General features: G+C 72.1%; 12 protein-coding genes. 9 read left to right on the top strand and 3 right to left on the bottom strand.

Annotated elements, in window-relative coordinates; all coding sequences use genetic code 11:
- The first annotated feature begins 90 nt into the window (after positions 1-90).
- From FJ658_RS14435 to holA, 3 genes are all read left to right on the top strand, one after another.
- Positions 91-957, top strand: a complete 867-nt coding sequence (locus tag FJ658_RS14435; RefSeq protein WP_141146086.1) for a ketose-bisphosphate aldolase — start codon at positions 91-93, stop codon at positions 955-957.
- Between the two features lie 107 nt (positions 958-1,064).
- Positions 1,065-2,270: an ADP-dependent glucokinase/phosphofructokinase gene (locus FJ658_RS14440; protein WP_141146087.1), complete on the top strand. Its 1,206-nt coding sequence runs from the start codon at positions 1,065-1,067 to the stop codon at positions 2,268-2,270.
- A 119-nt stretch (positions 2,271-2,389) separates the two neighbouring features.
- Positions 2,390-3,415: a DNA polymerase III subunit delta gene (holA, locus tag FJ658_RS14445; RefSeq protein ID WP_141146088.1), complete on the top strand. Its 1,026-nt coding sequence runs from the start codon at positions 2,390-2,392 to the stop codon at positions 3,413-3,415.
- Positions 3,416-3,523: 108 nt separating this feature from the next.
- On the opposite strand, the gene rpsT is transcribed toward holA, so the two are convergent.
- Positions 3,524-3,784, bottom strand: a complete 261-nt coding sequence (gene rpsT, locus FJ658_RS14450; protein WP_141146089.1) for a 30S ribosomal protein S20 — start codon at positions 3,782-3,784, stop codon at positions 3,524-3,526.
- A gap of 286 nt (positions 3,785-4,070) precedes the next feature.
- On the opposite strand from rpsT, the gene FJ658_RS14455 reads away from it, so the two are divergent.
- Together FJ658_RS14455 and FJ658_RS14460 are read left to right on the top strand one after the other, a co-directional pair.
- Positions 4,071-5,273, top strand: coding sequence for a pyridoxal phosphate-dependent aminotransferase (locus tag FJ658_RS14455; protein ID WP_141146090.1), 1,203 nt, complete (start codon positions 4,071-4,073; stop codon positions 5,271-5,273).
- A gap of 65 nt (positions 5,274-5,338) precedes the next feature.
- Positions 5,339-6,286 carry a TIGR01777 family oxidoreductase gene (locus FJ658_RS14460; RefSeq protein ID WP_141146192.1) on the top strand — a complete coding sequence of 316 codons (948 nt, stop codon included), beginning with the start codon at positions 5,339-5,341 and terminating at the stop codon, positions 6,284-6,286.
- Between the two features lie 260 nt (positions 6,287-6,546).
- Here FJ658_RS14460 and FJ658_RS14465 read toward each other — a convergent pair whose 3' ends face one another.
- Complete coding sequence (locus tag FJ658_RS14465; RefSeq protein WP_141146091.1) at positions 6,547-8,874, bottom strand: FUSC family protein; 2,328 nt, start codon at positions 8,872-8,874, stop codon at positions 6,547-6,549.
- Between the two features lie 171 nt (positions 8,875-9,045).
- Positions 9,046-10,422, bottom strand: coding sequence for an LPXTG cell wall anchor domain-containing protein (locus FJ658_RS14470; protein WP_141146092.1), 1,377 nt, complete (start codon positions 10,420-10,422; stop codon positions 9,046-9,048).
- Between the two features lie 244 nt (positions 10,423-10,666).
- Between FJ658_RS14470 and lepA the strand changes: the two genes are divergently transcribed.
- From lepA to FJ658_RS14490, 4 genes are all read left to right on the top strand, one after another.
- A complete protein-coding gene (gene lepA, locus FJ658_RS14475) occupies positions 10,667-12,523 on the top strand; it encodes a translation elongation factor 4 (RefSeq protein ID WP_141146093.1) in 1,857 nt (618 codons plus the stop codon).
- A 55-nt stretch (positions 12,524-12,578) separates the two neighbouring features.
- Complete coding sequence (locus FJ658_RS14480; RefSeq protein ID WP_181408466.1) at positions 12,579-13,022, top strand: MmcQ/YjbR family DNA-binding protein; 444 nt, start codon at positions 12,579-12,581, stop codon at positions 13,020-13,022.
- A 160-nt stretch (positions 13,023-13,182) separates the two neighbouring features.
- A complete protein-coding gene (locus FJ658_RS14485; protein WP_141146094.1) occupies positions 13,183-15,417 on the top strand; it encodes an adenylate/guanylate cyclase domain-containing protein in 2,235 nt (744 codons plus the stop codon).
- Positions 15,410-16,855 carry a mechanosensitive ion channel domain-containing protein gene (locus tag FJ658_RS14490; protein ID WP_181408467.1) on the top strand — a complete coding sequence of 482 codons (1,446 nt, stop codon included), beginning with the start codon at positions 15,410-15,412 and terminating at the stop codon, positions 16,853-16,855. Before FJ658_RS14485 ends, FJ658_RS14490 begins: the two co-directional genes overlap by 8 nt.
- Positions 16,856-16,884 lie beyond the last annotated feature (29 nt).

Raw genomic sequence — 16,884 nt, forward strand, 5'->3', positions numbered from 1 at the left:
GCCCGACCCCCGCGCGCCCGGTCGTCGTGCGCGCGGTCGACCCCGACCCCACGGTCGATCCAGACCCCACCAAGGAAAACAAGGAGAACTGTGCCTCTCATCACCGGCAAGGACCTGCTCGCGGTCGCCAACGACAACGACTTCGCCGTGCCCGCCTTCAACATCAGCGACTGGGCGATGTTCACCGGCATCATGGACATCAGCGAGGAGAAGAACGCTCCCGTCATCATCGCGATCCACCCCGACGAGGTCAGCCACGTCACGACCGACCTGATCCCGGCGATCGCGCACCGCGCCCACCGCTCGCACGTGCCCGTGGTCATCCACTGGGATCACGGCGGCACCTACGAGCAGATGATCACCGCCATCCAGGCCGGCTTCACCTCGGTCATGATCGACGCGTCGATGCTGCCCTTCGAGGAGAACGTCGCGATCACCAAGAAGGTCGTCGAGACCGCGCACGCCGTCGGCGTCTCGGTCGAGGGCGAGCTGGGCACGATCGGCGCGAACGACAGCTACGGCGAGTCGGGTGCGGCCGAGATCATCTACACCGACCCTGCCGACGCGAAGCGCTTCGTCGAGGAGACCGGCGTCGACAGCCTCGCCGTCGCGATCGGCACCTCGCACGGCCTCTACCCGGCCGAGAAGAGCCCCGCGCTCAAGCTCGACCTGCTCGAGGAGCTCAAGGCGACCCTCGGCATCCCGCTCGTGCTGCACGGCGGATCGTCGAACCCGGATGACGAGATCGGCAAGTCGGTCAAGCTCGGCGTCAACAAGATCAACATCTCGAGCGACATCAAGGTGTCGTACCACGAGGCCATGCGCGGCATCCTCGGCACCGACCGCAAGCTGCGTGAGCCGAACGCGATCCAGCCCGCGGCGATCGCCGCGATGAAGGTCACGGCCGCCCAGAAGATCGACCTGTTCGACGCGGCCGGCAAGGCTGCGCTGTACTGATCCAGACCGGCGGGCCGGCAGCGTGACGCCGGCCCGCCTCCCTGTTCCTCCCGCCCCGCAGGCGCACCTGCGGGGGCACCCGTCGATCACACCGGAGTGACCCGCCCATGACCCATCCGCTCGTGCTCGGTCTCGGCGGCACCGTCGACTACGAGATCGACTGGGATGCGGCGGTGCTCGAGCGGCTGGCCGCCGACTATGCGATCACCCTCGACGAGCTGGATGCGCGCATCCCGATCCGCACCGAACGCGACCTGGTCGTGACGGTGCTGGCGTTCCTCGGCGGCGGGGGAGGCGGGGAGCGCTTCGTCGAGTCGTCGCAGGTCGTGCTCGACTTCGCCGCGCACTTCCCGACGCGCGTGACGCTCGGCGGCACCGGCGTGCGGGCGGGTCTCGCGATGGCGGGGCTCGGCATCCCGTCGACGCAGCACCTGGTGAGCATCGACGACAACGTGCGGCGCCTGCTGCCGCCCGAGATCGACTGGGTCTGCAGCGCCGAGCGCGACACGCTCGACCCGCATCTGATCGTGCAGTTCCCGGCCGGGGCCCGCGTGCGGGTGGGCGACGGAGAGGTCGTCGCCGCGCATCCCAACCGGCTGATCTACTCCAACGACCCGCCCAACCGGCACCTCGTGCTTAGCCCCGAGCTGGGCGATGCGCTCGCCTCGGCCTCGCTGTTCCTGGTGTCGGGCTTCAACTCGATGCAGCACGAGGGCGAGCTGGATGCGCGGCTCGACGACCTCGACGCCGCCCTCGACCGGCTGCCCGCCGAGGCCGTCGTGCTCTACGAGGACGCCGGCTTCCACGTGCCGGCCATGAGCGCCCTCGTACGCACGCGGCTCGCGGGCCGTGCGGCCGTGCACGGCATGAACGAGGACGAGCTGCAGGACTACATCGGCCGCCCCGTCGACCTGCTCGACCCGGCCGACGTCGCGCGCGCGCTCGACGAGGTGCGCGCGGCCGTCGTCGCGCCGGTCGTGCTCGTGCACACCAAGTACTGGGCCGCCGCCGCGGGGGTCGGCGCGGGCCGCTTCCGCGCCGCGCTCGACGGCGGCGTGACGATGGCCGCGACTCGGTTCCGGCTCGGCGACGGCATCACGCCCGAGCGTTACGCCGCGACGCGGGAGCTGGCCCGGCACGCCGAGGGCGCGGCGTTCGCGCGCGAGCTCGCGGCGTTGCCGGCGGCGAGGGATGCGCATCCGGGGTTCGAGCGGGTGGCGGTTCCGGCGTTCCGCCTCGAGGTGCCGAACCCGACCACGATCGGGCTCGGCGACACCTTCGTCGGCGGGTTCGTGGCGGCGCTCGCCGGGTGAGGCGGCGGCTGCGGTCTCGCCGCGACCCGCTGTTCGTGTCGCCGCCTCCGGCGGGGACGCCCACGGCATCCCGCGTCGGCGGCCGCACCTAGACTCGGGACGACCGAACGGAGGTGCGGATGCCGGCCAGGCCCGCCGCGCGCAGCGCGAAGACCGCCATCCCGCAGCTGAGCTGGGATGCGGTGCGTCCCGCCGCGGTCGTGCTCATCTCGGGGCCCGAGAGTCTGCTCGCCGACCGCGCGCTGCGCCTGCTGCGCGACGTGCTGCGCGCCGAGGATCCGAGCCTCGAGGTCAGCGACATCGACGCCGGCGCCTACGCGCCCGGCGAGCTGCTGACGCTCGCCAGCCCCTCGCTGTTCGGCGAGCCGCGCCTCATCCGGGTCTCGAACGTCGAGAAGTGCACTGACGCCTTCCTCGACGAGGCGCTGGCCTACCTCGCGGCCCCGGCCGACGAGACCTATCTGGCGCTGCGCCACAGCAGCGGCACGCGCGGCAAGAAGCTGCTCGACACGATCCGCGGGGGAGCGGCGGGCGCGATCGAGATCGTCTGCGCCGCCGTCAAGCGCGATTCCGATCGGGTCGACTTCGTGACGGCCGAGTTCCGCGCCGCGCAGCGGCGCATCACGCCCGGCGGTGTGCGGGCGCTCGTCGGCGCCTTCACCGACGACCTCGGCGAGCTCGCCGCCGCCTGCCAGCAGCTGCTGGTCGACACCGACGGCGACATCGACGAGAAGGTCGTCGCCAAGTACTACGGCGGCCGCGTCGAGACCACGGCGTTCGCGGTCGCGGATGCGGCGATCGACGGCCGCCACGGCGAGGCCCTGCGCCTGCTGCGGCACGCGCTCGCCTCGGGAGCCGACCCCGTGCCGGTCGTCGCAGCCTTCGCGATGAAGCTGCGCTCGATGGCCCGGGTCTCGGGCGTGCGCGGCTCGTCGGGCGAGCTGGCCGGCAAGCTCGGCATGGCGCCGTGGCAGGTCGACCGCGCGCGCCGCGACGTGCAGGCCTGGAGCGACGAGGGCCTCGGTCGCGCGATCCGCTTCCTGGCCGAGACGGATGCGCAGGTCAAGGGCGGCGGCCGCGACCCCGTCTACGCGCTCGAGCGCATGATCGAGGTCATCGCCGCCCGCGGCGAGCCGCGGTACTGAGCGAGCCGCGGAATCCGGCCGGGAGCTGAAGCCCCCGGGAACGACGAAGGCCCCGTCCGAACGGACGGGGCCTTCGTGCGATCTGGTTCAGACCAGAGCCGGCTCAGCTCAGAGCGCGGCGACCTGCGACGCGATGGCCGACTTGCGGTTCGCGGCCTGGTTCTTGTGGATGACGCCCTTCGAGACGGCCTTGTCGAGACGCTTGGTCGCGACGAGCAGAGCGGCGGTGGCCTTCTCCTTGTCGCCCGCGGCGATGGCCTCGCGGGTGCTGCGGACGGCGGTCTTGAGCTGGCTCTTGACGGCCTTGTTGCGCTCCTGCGCCTTCTTGTTGGTGCCGATGCGCTTGATCTGCGACTTGATGTTCGCCATGCGTGTGTTCTTTCCTTGACGGGATCGTGTGTGTTCTGTCAGGGCGCCGGTCGACGCCCGCCGCCGGAGCGGCTGCCGGCGCCGCGGTAGAGGGACGCGCACCGGCGAGTCGCGTGGTGGGAACCACACGCAAAACCAAGGGTCTACGTTACCAGGCTCGCCGCCGCCGATCCAGCCGGATGCGAGACCCGCGAGAACCGCGACCGGGGGACGCCCGCCCGCGCGGCGCAGCCCGGCCGCGCGCCGCATCCGGAGCTCGCGCGCCGACCCGCGATAGCGTGGACCCGTGCCCTCGCTCGCGCCTCACATCCCCGCGGTTCCGGGCTCGGGCATCCGCCGCATCTACGAGATCGCGGCCGAGCTCGACGATGTCGTCTCGCTGGGTGTCGGCGAACCGGACGTGCCGATCGCCCCGCACATCCGCGACGCCGCGATCGCCGCCTGGCAGCGCGACGAGACCGACTACAACCCGAACGGCGGCCTGCTCGACCTGCGTCGCGCGATCGTCGGCAAGCTCGCCGAGCGCAACGGGATGCACGTCGACACCGAGCAGGTCTGGGTCACGATCGGCGCCACGCAGGCCCTCTACCTGGCGATGCAGCTGACGCTCGCGCCGGGCGACGAGGTGCTCGTGCCCGACCCCGGCTACACGACGTTCACGATGGGCGCCTGCATGCTCGGCGCCGTACCGGTGCCCTACGCCCTCACGCCCGAGCGCGAGTTCCTGCCCTCGATCGACGAGCTCGAGGCGCAGATCACCGACCGCACCCGGGTGCTGATCGTCAACTCGCCGTCGAACCCGCTCGGCCGGGTGTTCCCCGAGTCGACCCTGCGTGAACTGCTCGACCTGGCGCGCCGGCACGACCTCTGGATCCTCAGCGACGAAGTCTACGAGGCCTTCACCTGGACCGGCCCGCACATCAGCATCGCCGCCCTCGCCGCCGAGCAGGGCGACGACCGCGTGCTCAGCGCCTTCAGCTTCTCGAAGACCTATGCCATGACCGGCATCCGCGTCGGCTACCTCGTGACGCCGCCGGGCCTGTCGGCGACGCTGCGCACGCTGCAGGAGGCGACGATCAGCTGCGTCGCGCCGCCCGCGCAGCGGGCCGCGATCGCCGCGCTGACCGGCGACCAGCAGCACGTCGCCGACGCCGCGGCGCACTATCGCCAGAACCTCGAGGTCGTGACGTCCGCGCTCGACGCGCGCGGCATCCGCTATCTCGCGCCCGGCGGCGCCTTCTACCTGTGGGTGGATGTGAGCTACGCGAGCGACGGCGACGTCGCCGGCTGGGCCGAGCGCCTGCTGCTGCACCATCGAGTCGCGGTCGCCCCCGGCAGCGCCTTCGGACGCAGCGGCGAGGGCTGGATCCGCCTGTGCCTGGCCGCGACCGAGGCCGACCTGCTGACGGGGATCGGGCGCCTGCCGGATCCCGCCTCCGACCTCGCCGCCGCGCCGGCAGCCGAGTCGACACCCGAGGAGACCGCGTGAGCGACCCCACGATCCCCGAGCCCGCGACCGAGTCGGCCGACGAATCGGCGCGAACGGCCCAGCCGATGGCCGCGCCGACGTTCGAGCCGGCCGCTGTGCCGCCGAGCGGTCGCACGGTCGTGATCGCGGGAGCCAGCGGCTTCATGGGTCGGCGCTTCGCGCAGCTGTTCCGCGATGAGGGCGACCGGGTCGTCACGATCGGCCGTGCCGGCGCCGACGTCACCTGGGGCGACACCGAGAACATCGTGCGCGCGATCGACGGCAGCGCCCTGCTGCTCAACCTCGCCGGCAAGAGCGTCAACTGCCGCTACAACGAGGCCAACAAGGCCGAGATCTTCCGCTCGCGGCTCGAGACGACGGCGGAGCTCGGAACCGCGGTGGGCCGCGCATCCACGCCCCCGCCGGTGTGGATGAACGCCTCGACCGCCACGATCTACCGTCACGCCGACGACCGCCCGATGACCGAGAGCGAGGGCGACATCGGCGAGGGCTTCTCGGTGGATGTCGCCACCAGCTGGGAGCAGACCTTCTTCGCCGCGGCCCGGCCCGGCGTGCGTCAGGTCGCGCTGCGCACCGCGATCACGCTCGGCGACGGCTCGGCGCTGCAGCCGCTCGTGCGGCTCGCGCGCCTCGGGCTCGGCGGGCCGAACATCGGCGGCAAGACCCCGGGCGGCAACCAGCGCTTCAGCTGGGTGCACCTCGACGACGCGTACCGCGCGATCCGCTTCCTCGAGCAGAGCGACCTCGACGGCCCCGTCAACGTGAGCTCGCCGTTCCCGTCGACGAACCGCGAGTTCACCGCGGTGCTGCGCCGCGTGCTCGGGGTGCCGTTCGGAATCCCGCTCTACGGGTGGATGCTCGAGCTCGGGTCGCGGCTGATCCGCACCGAGACGGAGCTGGTGCTCAAGAGCCGCTGGGTGCTGCCCGAGCGGCTCCTCGAGGCCGGATTCGAGTTCGACTACCCGCACCTCGGGCCGGCGCTGCGGCAGATCCTGCACAAGCCGGCCGCGTAGGCGCGGCGCGCGTTCCGGCGGGATCGCGCGGCGATCCTGGTTTCGCCGCACGATATGGCGCGGCGATGCCGAGATCGTGCGGCGACCTCGTCGGCGCGGTGTTCGTCTCGGTGGTCGTGGGATCGGATCGCGCGGCGATCCTGGGTTCGCCGCACGATATGGCGCGGCGACGCTGAGATCGTGCGGCGACCTCATCGTCAGGGGCGCGGGATGCTCGGCGCGGGCTCGAGGGCGGCGCGTCGGGCGGCGGGCGTCCGGCGTCAGCGGCGAGCGGCGCCCGGCGACTCGACCAGCTCGCGGCCGACGGCGGCGACACCCGCGTCGAGGCGGGCGATCAGCTCGAGGCGCGCGCGCGTCCAGGGGCTGTCGGCCTCGAGCGGACTCTCGCGCACGACGAGCTTGAGCAGTCCCGTCACGGTGTCGGGCTCGGGGGAGCGGTCCTGCTCGCCGCCGGTGGATGCGGCGGATGCGGCGGACGGCGTCGGCGGGGCTCCGCGATGCCCGGCCGCATCGAGCGAGGTCTGCAGCGCATCCACCCGCTCGTCGAGCTCGTCGAGCGCCTCGCCCGTGCGGCGGCGGTCGGCCCCGCTCGGAGCCTCGGGCGGCGCCGTCTGCGCGGCGAGACGCGCGACGGTGATCGCGATCGCGTCGACCAGCAGGCGCAGCCGTCCGTCCCGACGGTCCCCGCGTCCGGCGGCGAAGCGCGGAACCGGCCCGAGCACCGCCTCGACGCGGAACAGCGCCTGGTCGACCGCGCGGGCCGACGTGCGCAGATCGGACTCGCCGGCGCGCAGCGCCGCCGAGAACCCGCCCACGCCCTCGAGCAGCTCGCGCACCGCCCGGCGCACGAGCGACGTCGTGCCCAGCGGCAGCACGATGGCGCTCACGCCGACCGCGACGAGCGCGCCGAGCCCGTTCTCGACCAGGCGCAGCGGGATCGTCTCGGGCGTCAGCTGCTGCGTCGCGGAGTAGAGCTGGCAGAGCAGCACGACGAGCGCGATGACCCAGCCGGGATAGGCGCTCGAGATGAAGAACACGCCGAGCCCCAGACAGAGCAGCACGATCGCGACGGTCCAGGCGGGATGCGCGGTCGCCGTGAGCGCGGCCAGCGGGATGCCGATCAGGCCGCCGGCGGCGGTGCCCCAGATGCGGCTCCAGGTCTTGCGCAGGCGCTCGCGGGTCGTCGTGGTGCCCGAGAGCACGACGACGACCCCGATGACAGCCCAGTAGAAGCGGTTGCCGCCCGTGATCTGGTCGATGACCACGGCGATCGGCTCGGCGATCGCGACCGCGATGAGCCCCTGCACGGCGGTGCGCCCGGCGGCGGTCAGCCGCAGTCGTCGCCAGAAGCCGCGCGCGGTCGCATCGGCCACGACCGAGTCGGTCAGGTCGCCCGGGCCCGAGATGCGGCCGTTGATGACGCTCACGGCCGACTCGAACGGGATCGCGGTGCCCTCGGGGTCGAGGTCGCGCTGCGTCGTGCGCCACTCGTCGACCGCGCGGGCGAGGTTGCGCAGGGCGAGCTCGAGGCGCCGCAGCTCGCGAGCCGCCGCGTCGCCGGCGATCGCGGCCGAGCCGTCTTCGCGCAGCGCGGCGAGACGGTCGGCGGCGACGACGGCGGAGGGCCCGGCGCCGGCGCCGTCGAGCGCGGCGGCGACGCGACCGCGCAGGACCGCGCTCGCGCGGTCGGCGGGGGAGGGCCCGTCGGCCGCGGCGTCGTCATCAGCCGGCGCTGCCGGGAGCCGGCCCGCCGCATCCGCGATCGTCTCGACCGCCAGCTCGACGTCGAACAGCGCCCGGTGCAGGGCGTGCGCGAGCGTGCCGCGCACGCCGGGGCCTCCCTCGGAGATCAGCCCGTCGGCCAGCAGCGCCGCCACCTGCAGGCGGTCGATGCGGCGGCGGAGCGTGCGCTCGCGGCGGGGCCGGGTCGCGGCGGAGGCCAGCAGCAGCTCGACCGTGCCGCCGACGACCTGGTCGACCAGCACTCCGACGGCGGCGCGCGTGCGCTGCAGCGACCGAGCCGCGTCGGGGCGGAAGAACAGCAGCCGCAGCACGATCGTCGTCGCCAGCGACGCCGCGAACAGCGCCGCGAGCTCGATGAAGTCGGTCGCCGGCAACGGCAGCAGCAGTCCGCTGATGAACGCGGCGAACGCGCCGACGCCCGCGTCGGCGACCCAGCCGCCGCGCCCCTGCGCCAGCAGCTGGCCCGCCAGCAGCACGACGACCAGCACGAGCTCGACGACGCGGTAGCGGTGCAGCTCGAGACTGAGGAACAGCGCCACCACGAAGGGCACGAACATGAGCGCCGTGCGCCAGGCCTCGGTGCGGGCGCGCGCGTCGGAGACGACGAGGCAGCTGAGGAACGCGGGCAGCGCGCCGAGCATCACGCCGACGACGGGAGGGAGGCCGAGCGCCATGCCGAGCAGCCAGCCGACGAGCATCCCGGCACCGGAGCAGACCAGCGCCCGCAGCCCCGCGAGAGTGCGGGTGAGGCCGATGTCGCGGGTGACGAGCAGCTGGGCCAGACGGGCGAGCGCGGTGCGCGGGCGGATGCGCGGAGCCTCGTCCTGCGTCATCGGCGAAGCCATGCGGGCGCGCGCCATCCTCTCGTCTCGGTGGAGGGCCAGACTACTCGCGGCGGGCGACGCCGATCTCGCGCCCGGGACCCGAGCGACGTCATCGCGGCACCGCGAACCAGCCGTGGAAGCAGCGAACGGGCCGGCCGCACGAGGCGGCCGACCCGTTCCGGGGCAGGTGGATCAGGCGGCGTCGATCGCGTTCGCGCGGCGACGCACGAGCACCATCGTCAGACCGGCGAGCACGAGCGCGCCGGCGGCGAGCAGCCCGGTGTTCGCCTCGACGCCGGTCTCGGCCAGCGCGGCCGGGCGGGCCGTGGCGGCGATCTGGACCGCCGCGGTCGCGATCTGCTGTCCGTTCACGAGGGCGACCAGCGTGTGCGAGCCGGCCGGGGCCGAGGTAGGGACGGTCGTCACGAAGCTCAGCACGCCGTTCTGGTCGGCGACCGCGCTGCCGAGGGCGATCGGGTCGGAGTGCAGCTCGAACGAGACCACGGTGCCGGGGCGGAAGCCCGAACCGTCGACCGTCAGCTTGCTGCCGGCCGTGAGCGTGCCCGAGGTCTTCAGCACGAGCTTCTCGTCACCGGTCGGCGTGTAGGCGGGGGTCTCGGGAGTGGTGCTCTCGTCGGCGGTGATCGTGAAGCTCACGACCTCGACCACGCCCGAGCGCATCCCCTCGGCGTCGATCGAGTAGGTGTCGGGCGCCACGAGTCCGTCGCTCGCCCCGGTGCCGCCGAGCGTCACGATGACGATCCCGTCTTCATCGGCCAGGTAGTCGTCGGGGCTGCGCTCGCCGTCGCTGGTCAGCCAGACGCTCTCACCGGGAACGAATCCGCTGAAGGTGAAGGTGACGCCGGTCGCGGCAAATTCGCTCTGCGAGACGCTCGGCTTGTCGACCGTCGCGGTGCCGGCGGGCGTGAAGCGGGTCGTGAGGCCGTTCCAGGTGATCGCGGCGACCGAGTTCGGACCGGTGGATCGGTTGAGGAAGACGCCCGTCGCGAGGATCTGCGCGTCGGGTCCGATGGCCTCGAGCAGCTCGTTCAGCGAGTAGGCGCCGTCCTTGACGTGGGTCGCGTCGATGTTCTGGCTCGTCGTCCAGCCGCCGGCGGCATCCGGGGCGGGCAGCGAGGCCGTCGTCGGGTCGGCGAACGAGGTCGGGCGCAGGGTCGTGAAGCCCTTCTCCTGAGCCGTCGCGGCGTCCGGGTGGGCGAACAGCGAGATCTGGAACGCGGCGGCGCCCTGGGGCACCACGACGCGGGCGTTCGAGACGAGCGCGGCGATCGCGGCGCCGTCGCCGGTGTTCGCGCCGTTCATCAGCTGGTAGTCGCCGACGACCGTGAGGCCAGAGGCGGTGTCGGCGACGCTGTCGGTCGTCTTGCCCGAACCGAGCGACCCGGCGAACCAGGAGGTCGGGTACGGCGAGGTCTCGGCGCCGATGTCGGCCTTGTGCTTGTAGGCGTCACCCACCGGCTGGGCGGCGGTGGCGGGCAGCGCGGTCGCGACCAGGGCGCCGGCGATGGCGATCCCGGTCGAGGCCGCGAGAAGGCGGGTGATCTTCACGCGTGGTTCCGTTCGTCGAGGCTGTGGTGAGCAGTCCTCGTCAAGGACACTCGTCGCACAAGCTAACGAGCCGACGGATGTCGCACAGCGTTTCCTGAGGATTTGACACCCGGACTGGGGTGGTCGGCGCGGTCGATCCCGCGCGGCTGTGCGTGCTGGCCCGGCGGGCCGGGTCATCTGCCCGGCCGGCCGCCCGGAACACCCTGTCCGCGCGCACCCGCGCGGGATGCGAGAATCGACGGCGATGTCCCCGCGCGCCCTGACCCCACTCGAGCCGGCCTCGACCGATCCGGCGCGCATCCGCAACTTCTGCATCATCGCGCACATCGATCACGGCAAGTCGACCCTCGCCGACCGCATGCTCGGCATCACGGGCATCGTCGCCGACCGCGACATGCGCGCGCAGTACCTCGACCGCATGGACATCGAGCGCGAGCGCGGCATCACGATCAAGAGCCAGGCCGTTCGCATGCCCTGGCAGCTCGACGGCGAGACCTTCGCCCTCAACATGATCGACACCCCCGGTCACGTCGACTTCAGCTACGAGGTCTCGCGCTCGCTCGCCGCGTGCGAGGGCGCGATCCTGCTGGTGGATGCGGCGCAGGGCATCGAGGCGCAGACGCTCGCGAACCTCTACCTCGCTCTCGACAACGACCTCGAGATCATCCCGGTGCTGAACAAGATCGACCTGCCGGCGGCCGACCCCGACAAGTACGCCCGCGAGCTCGCCCAGCTGATCGGCGGCGACCCGGATGACGTGCTGCGCGTCTCGGGCAAGACGGGCATGGGCGTCGAGGATCTGCTCGACCGGGTCGTGCAGCGGGTTCCGGCGCCGGTCGGCGATGCCGCCGCCCCGGCCCGCGCGATGATCTTCGACTCGGTCTACGACAGCTACCGCGGCGTCGTCACCTACGTGCGCATGGTCGACGGCAAGCTGAACCCGCGCGAGCGCATCCAGATGATGTCGACCAAGGCGGGTCACGAGATCCTCGAGATCGGCGTCAGCTCGCCCGAGCCCAAGCCCACCAAGGGTCTCGGCGTCGGCGAGGTCGGCTACCTCATCACGGGCGTGAAGGACGTGCGCCAGTCGAAGGTCGGCGACACGGTCACCAACGCGGCGAAGCCCGCCTCGGCCGCGCTGCCCGGCTACACCGACCCGCTGCCGATGGTGTTCTCGGGCATCTACCCGATCGACGGCAGCGACTACCCCGACCTGCGCGAGGCGCTCGACAAGCTGAAGCTCTCGGATGCGGCACTGCAGTACGAGCCCGAGACCTCGGTCGCGCTGGGCTTCGGCTTCCGCTGCGGCTTCCTCGGCCTGCTGCACCTCGAGATCATCACCGAGCGCCTGCGCCGCGAGTTCGACCTCGACCTCATCACGACCGCGCCGAGCGTACCCTACCAGGTGACGACCGAGGACCGGAAGACGGTCACGGTGACGAACCCGAGCGAGTACCCGAGCGGCGCGAAGATCCACGAGGTGCTCGAGCCGATGGTGTCGGCCTCGATCCTCGCCCCCAAGGACTACGTCGGCGCCATCATGGAGCTCTGCCAGAGCCGTCGCGGCACGATGAAGTCGATGGACTACCTCGGCGAGGACCGCGTCGAGCTGAAGTACGTGCTGCCGCTCGGCGAGATCGTCTTCGACTTCTTCGACCAGCTGAAGTCGAAGACCCAGGGCTACGCCTCGCTCGACTACGAGCCCGCCGGCGACGAGCCGGGCGAGCTGGTGAAGGTCGACATCCTGCTGCAGGGCGAGACGGTGGATGCGTTCAGCGCGATCGTGCACAAGGACAAGGCCTACGCCTACGGCACGATGATGGCGACGCGCCTGCGCGAGCTCATCCCGCGCCAGCAGTTCGAGGTGCCGATCCAGGCCGCGATCGGCGCCCGCATCATCGCCCGCGAGAACATCCGCGCGATGCGCAAAGACGTGCTGGCCAAGTGCTACGGCGGCGACATCACCCGCAAGCGCAAGCTGCTCGAGAAGCAGAAGGAGGGCAAGAAGCGCATGAAGATGGTCGGGCGCGTCGAGGTCCCTCAGGAGGCGTTCATCGCCGCGCTGTCGGGCGACGTCGAGTCGAAGGACAAAAAGAAGTAGCCGTCGGCGTCGGTCGACGGTGGCGCCGGCCGACCGGGGGAGTAGCCTGCCGCGCATGAGCGGCGGCGATGGCGCGACCGAAGGCGACGGCCTCGCGGCGCTGCGAGCGCTCGCTCTCGAGATGCCCGGCGCCGAGGAGGGCGTGCGGTTCGGTCACGTCGTGTGGCGCGCCGCGCCCGGCGGCACCGGCTTCGTCTGGGTGCGCCCGTTCTCGAAGGCCGACGTGCAACGCGACGGGCCGGCGCCCGAGGGCACGATCGTCGCGTTCCGGGTCGCCGACGACGACACGAAGCGCGCGCTGCTGGCCGGCGAGAGCGCGCTGTTCACGATCCAGCACTTCGATGGCTTCCCGGCTGTGCTCGGCGTGCTCGAGGCGCTCGACGCCGCGCTGCTCGGCGAGCTCGTGATCGAGGCGTGGCTGGCGACCGCGCCGGCGACGGCCCGACGGGCCTGGCTGGACGCGCATCCCGAGCTCGGCGGCGACATCGCCCACCCCTGATCGGCAGACCGCGGCACCGGCGGAGCACCCGATCGGTCTACCCGGGTCGGCGAGCTTCGGAGAAACCCTCGACCTCGGGTTGAAGCGGGGCTACAGTCTCACCAACCGCTGACCCCACCGCTGAGGCCTGTCGAGCCGGGCAGCGGCCAGGGGAGGCGGCATGAGCGACACGACGAACCGTTCGACCGACGGCGACGGCGACGGGAACGCGGCAGCGCCCGCCTCGCCTGCACTCGGTGCGACGGGATCACCGCCGACTGGGCTGCCCATCGGCACGCGGCGCGGCCGGGCGCGGCGGGGGATCAGCATCCAGTCGAAGCTGCTCATCATGCTGCTCGCCACGAGCCTCGTGTCGACGGCCGTCGTCGGCGCGATCGGCTACATCAGCGCGACCGGAGCGCTGAAGGAGGCCGCGCTCGACCAGCTGGTCGGCATCCGCGGGGCTCGGGCAGCCGAGATCACCCGCACGATGGAGAACATCCGCACGACGGCGATTCTCGCCTCGGGCAACGAGAGCGCGGTGGCCGCGTCGGAGGCGTTCAACGCCGGCTTCGCCGAGCTGCAGCAGCAGACGCCGAGCGCGGCCGACGAGTCGGCGGTCGGCGACTTCTACTCCGACACCTTCGTGCCCGCGCTCGAGAAGAGCTCGGGCGAGCAGTTCAGCGACACCGCCTTCGCGCCGACCGATCCGGCCGGCGTCTACCTTCAGGCGAAGTACACGGCGCCGCTCGCCCTCGACTACGACCGCGCGCTCGCCTTCGCGGATGCCGGTGACGGCAGCGCGTGGTCGGCGGCGAACGCCGAGTACAACGGCTTCTTCTCGAGCCTGGTCGAGCGCATCGGCTTCGAGGACGCCCTGCTGCTCGACACCGACGGCGACGTCGTCTACTCGGCCTACCTCGGCGCCGACCTGGGCACGAACCTGCGCACGGGTCCGTACCGCGACTCCGACCTGGCGAAGGCCTACGACGAGGTGCTCGCGACGAACAGCGTCGACGCGACCCGCTTCACCGACTTCCAGCGCTACGTGCCGTCGCTGAACAGCCCGACGGCGTGGGCGCTGTCGCCGATCGGCGACGCCGACGGCCGCGTCACGGGCGTGCTCGCTTTGCAGATCCCGGCCGACACGATCAACGACGTCATGACGGGCGATCAGGGCTGGTCGAAGCAGGGGCTCGGCGGCACCGGCGAGGTGTACCTGGCCGGCGACGACCGCACCATGCGGTCGATCTCGCGCGAGCTCGTGCAGCATCCGAAGCAGTACGAGCGCGACGCGATCGCGGCCGGCACGCCGTCGAGCACGGCGAAGGAGGTCGTCGCCGAGAAGACCACGATCCTGCTGCAGCCGCTGCGCAACGACTCGGTGACGCAGGCGCTGCGGGGCAGGACGGGGACGAACGAGGCGCCCAGCTACGTCGGCGGGCAGTCGCTCGCGGCCTATGCCCCGCTGCAGATCGAGGGGCTCAACTGGGTGATCGTGGCGCGCATCACGACCGCCGAGGCGTACGCGCCCGCGGCCGAGTTCACGCGCAACCTGGTGCTCTCGACCGCGGCCATCGCGCTGCTGGTGAGTCTGCTCTCGCTGCTGCTCGCGCAGATCTTCCTGCGTCCGCTGCGACGACTGCAGACGGCGGTGCAGCGCGTCTCGGCGGGCGAGCTCGGCGTGCAGGTCGACACCGGCTCGCGCGACGAGGTCGCCGACCTCGGCGTCGCGTTCAACGACATGAGCCGCAGCCTCGAGATCAAGGCCGAGCTGCTGGATGCGGAGCGCGCCGAATACGACCGGCTGCTGCACACCGTCATGCCCGAGACCGTGGCGAAGCGCTACCGGCAGGGCGACGAGACCATCGCCGAGGACCACCAGGACGTGACGGTCATCTTCGGCGACATCGTCGGCTTCGACGACTTCAGCCGCGGCATGGACTCGGCGCAGAGCCTGGCTCTGCTGAACGACATCGTGCGCGGCTTCGACGACGCGGCGACCCGCCTCGGGGTCGAGCGGGTGCGCACGACCCGGCTCGAGGGCTACCTGGCGAGCTGCGGCCTGATCGTGCCGCGCGTCGACAACGCCCGCCGCGTGGTCGAGTTCGCGATCGAGATGCAGGGCGTGCTCGACCGGCTCGGCGCACAGCACGGCGCGCACCTCACGCTGCGCGCCGGCGTCGACTCCGGAACCGTGACCAGCGGGCTCATCGGCCGCTCGAGCGTGGTCTACGACATGTGGGGCGATGCCGTGAACCTGGCGCACCGGGTTCAGGATGCGGCCCAGGGGTCGGGCATCTACGTCACGCAGGGCGTGGCCGACCAGCTGCCCGACACGATCCCGCTGGTCGAGGCCGAGCAGCTCGGCGACGAGCGGGTCTGGAAGGTCGACCTGGAGGCCCGTCGTGGTTGACCTGCTCGGCCAGCCGTGGTTCTGGCCCGCGCTGAGCGTCGTGATCGGCCTGCCGATCGTGCTGCTCGTGCTGACCGAGCTGCACGCGATCGTGGCGCGCCGGCACCCGCAGGCGGCCAAGGTCATCCGGCTGGTGCGCAACTTCCTCGTGCCCCTGGCGGCCCTGCTCATCCTGATCAGCCAGGTGCAGCTCGGTCAGAGGGACGTGACCTGGACGCGCGTCGCGGCCACCTTCTTCGGCTTCGCGCTCATCCTGGTCGTGCTCAACGGCATCAATGTGGCCCTGTTCACGCGGGCGCGGCCCGGCACGTGGCGTGAGCGGATGCCGTCGATCTTCATCGACATCTTCCGGCTGCTGCTGATCCTGGTCGGGCTCGGCGTGCTGTTCGCCTGGGTGTGGGATGCGGACGTGGGCGGCCTGTTCACGGCCCTCGGCGTCAGCTCGATCGTCATCGGCCTCGCGCTGCAGAACGCGATCGGGCCCGTCGTGTCGGGCCTGTTCCTGCTGTTCGAGCAGCCGTTCCGGCTGGGGGACTGGCTCAACGCGGGCGGCGTGCGCGGCCGCGTGGTCGAGGTCAACTGGCGCGCGGTGCACATCGACACCGGCAACGGCATCCACATCATCCCGAACGGCACGCTCGCCGGCGCCTCGTTCGACAACCTGAGCAAGGCGCCCGGCGCCTACGTCGTCTCGCTGACCCTGCCGTTCGCGACCGACGACGCCCCGCACGAGGTCCTCGCCCTGCTGCGCGCGGTCGCCGACGATCTGCCGATGCTGGCCGAGGGGGAGCGCGCGAGCGCCTACCCGGTCGGCGGCGCCAAGTACACGGTCGACCTGCCGCTGCCCTCGCCGGGCGCGGAGGGCACGGCCGTCGCCGCCTTCCAGACGGTGCTCTGGTACGCCGCGCGCCGCGCCGGTCTGCATCTCGACGGCGACATGACCGACGACTACAACACGGCCGAGCGCCGGCTCGCGCTGTTCAAGTCGGTCGCGCCGAGCCTGCGGCTCACCCAGGAGGAGGCGGAGGCCTTCGCCGACCGCGTCGTGCTGCAGCGCTTCGGCGCCGGGGAGAAGCTGCAGCACGCGGGCACGACCTCGCCCGGGCTGCGCGTGATCGCCGTCGGCTCGGTCGCGCTGTCCCTGCCGATCGACGGGAGCGGCAGTCTGCCCCTGAGCGTGCTGCACGCGGGCGAGATGGTCGGCATCGGGGCGCTCACGCAGGAGCTCAATCCCTCGGATGCGACGGCCCTCGACGACGTGACCGTTCTGTCGCTGCCGATCGACGAGCTGGAGAAGCTCGTGCGTCGACGCCCGCAGCTCGCCCGCGACCTGGGCACGATCTTCGACGCGCGCAAGGAGCGCGCCCGCACCGTGCTGGCCGAGTCGTCGGCGCGCGGCGGGCACGCGCTCACGCAGCTCGGCGACCTCGCCGGCTGAGCGGGCGCCGTTCCACGACCGGCGCTGCT

The organism is Schumannella sp. 10F1B-5-1, from assembly GCF_006517535.1.
GTDB lineage: Bacteria > Actinomycetota > Actinomycetes > Actinomycetales > Microbacteriaceae > Schumannella.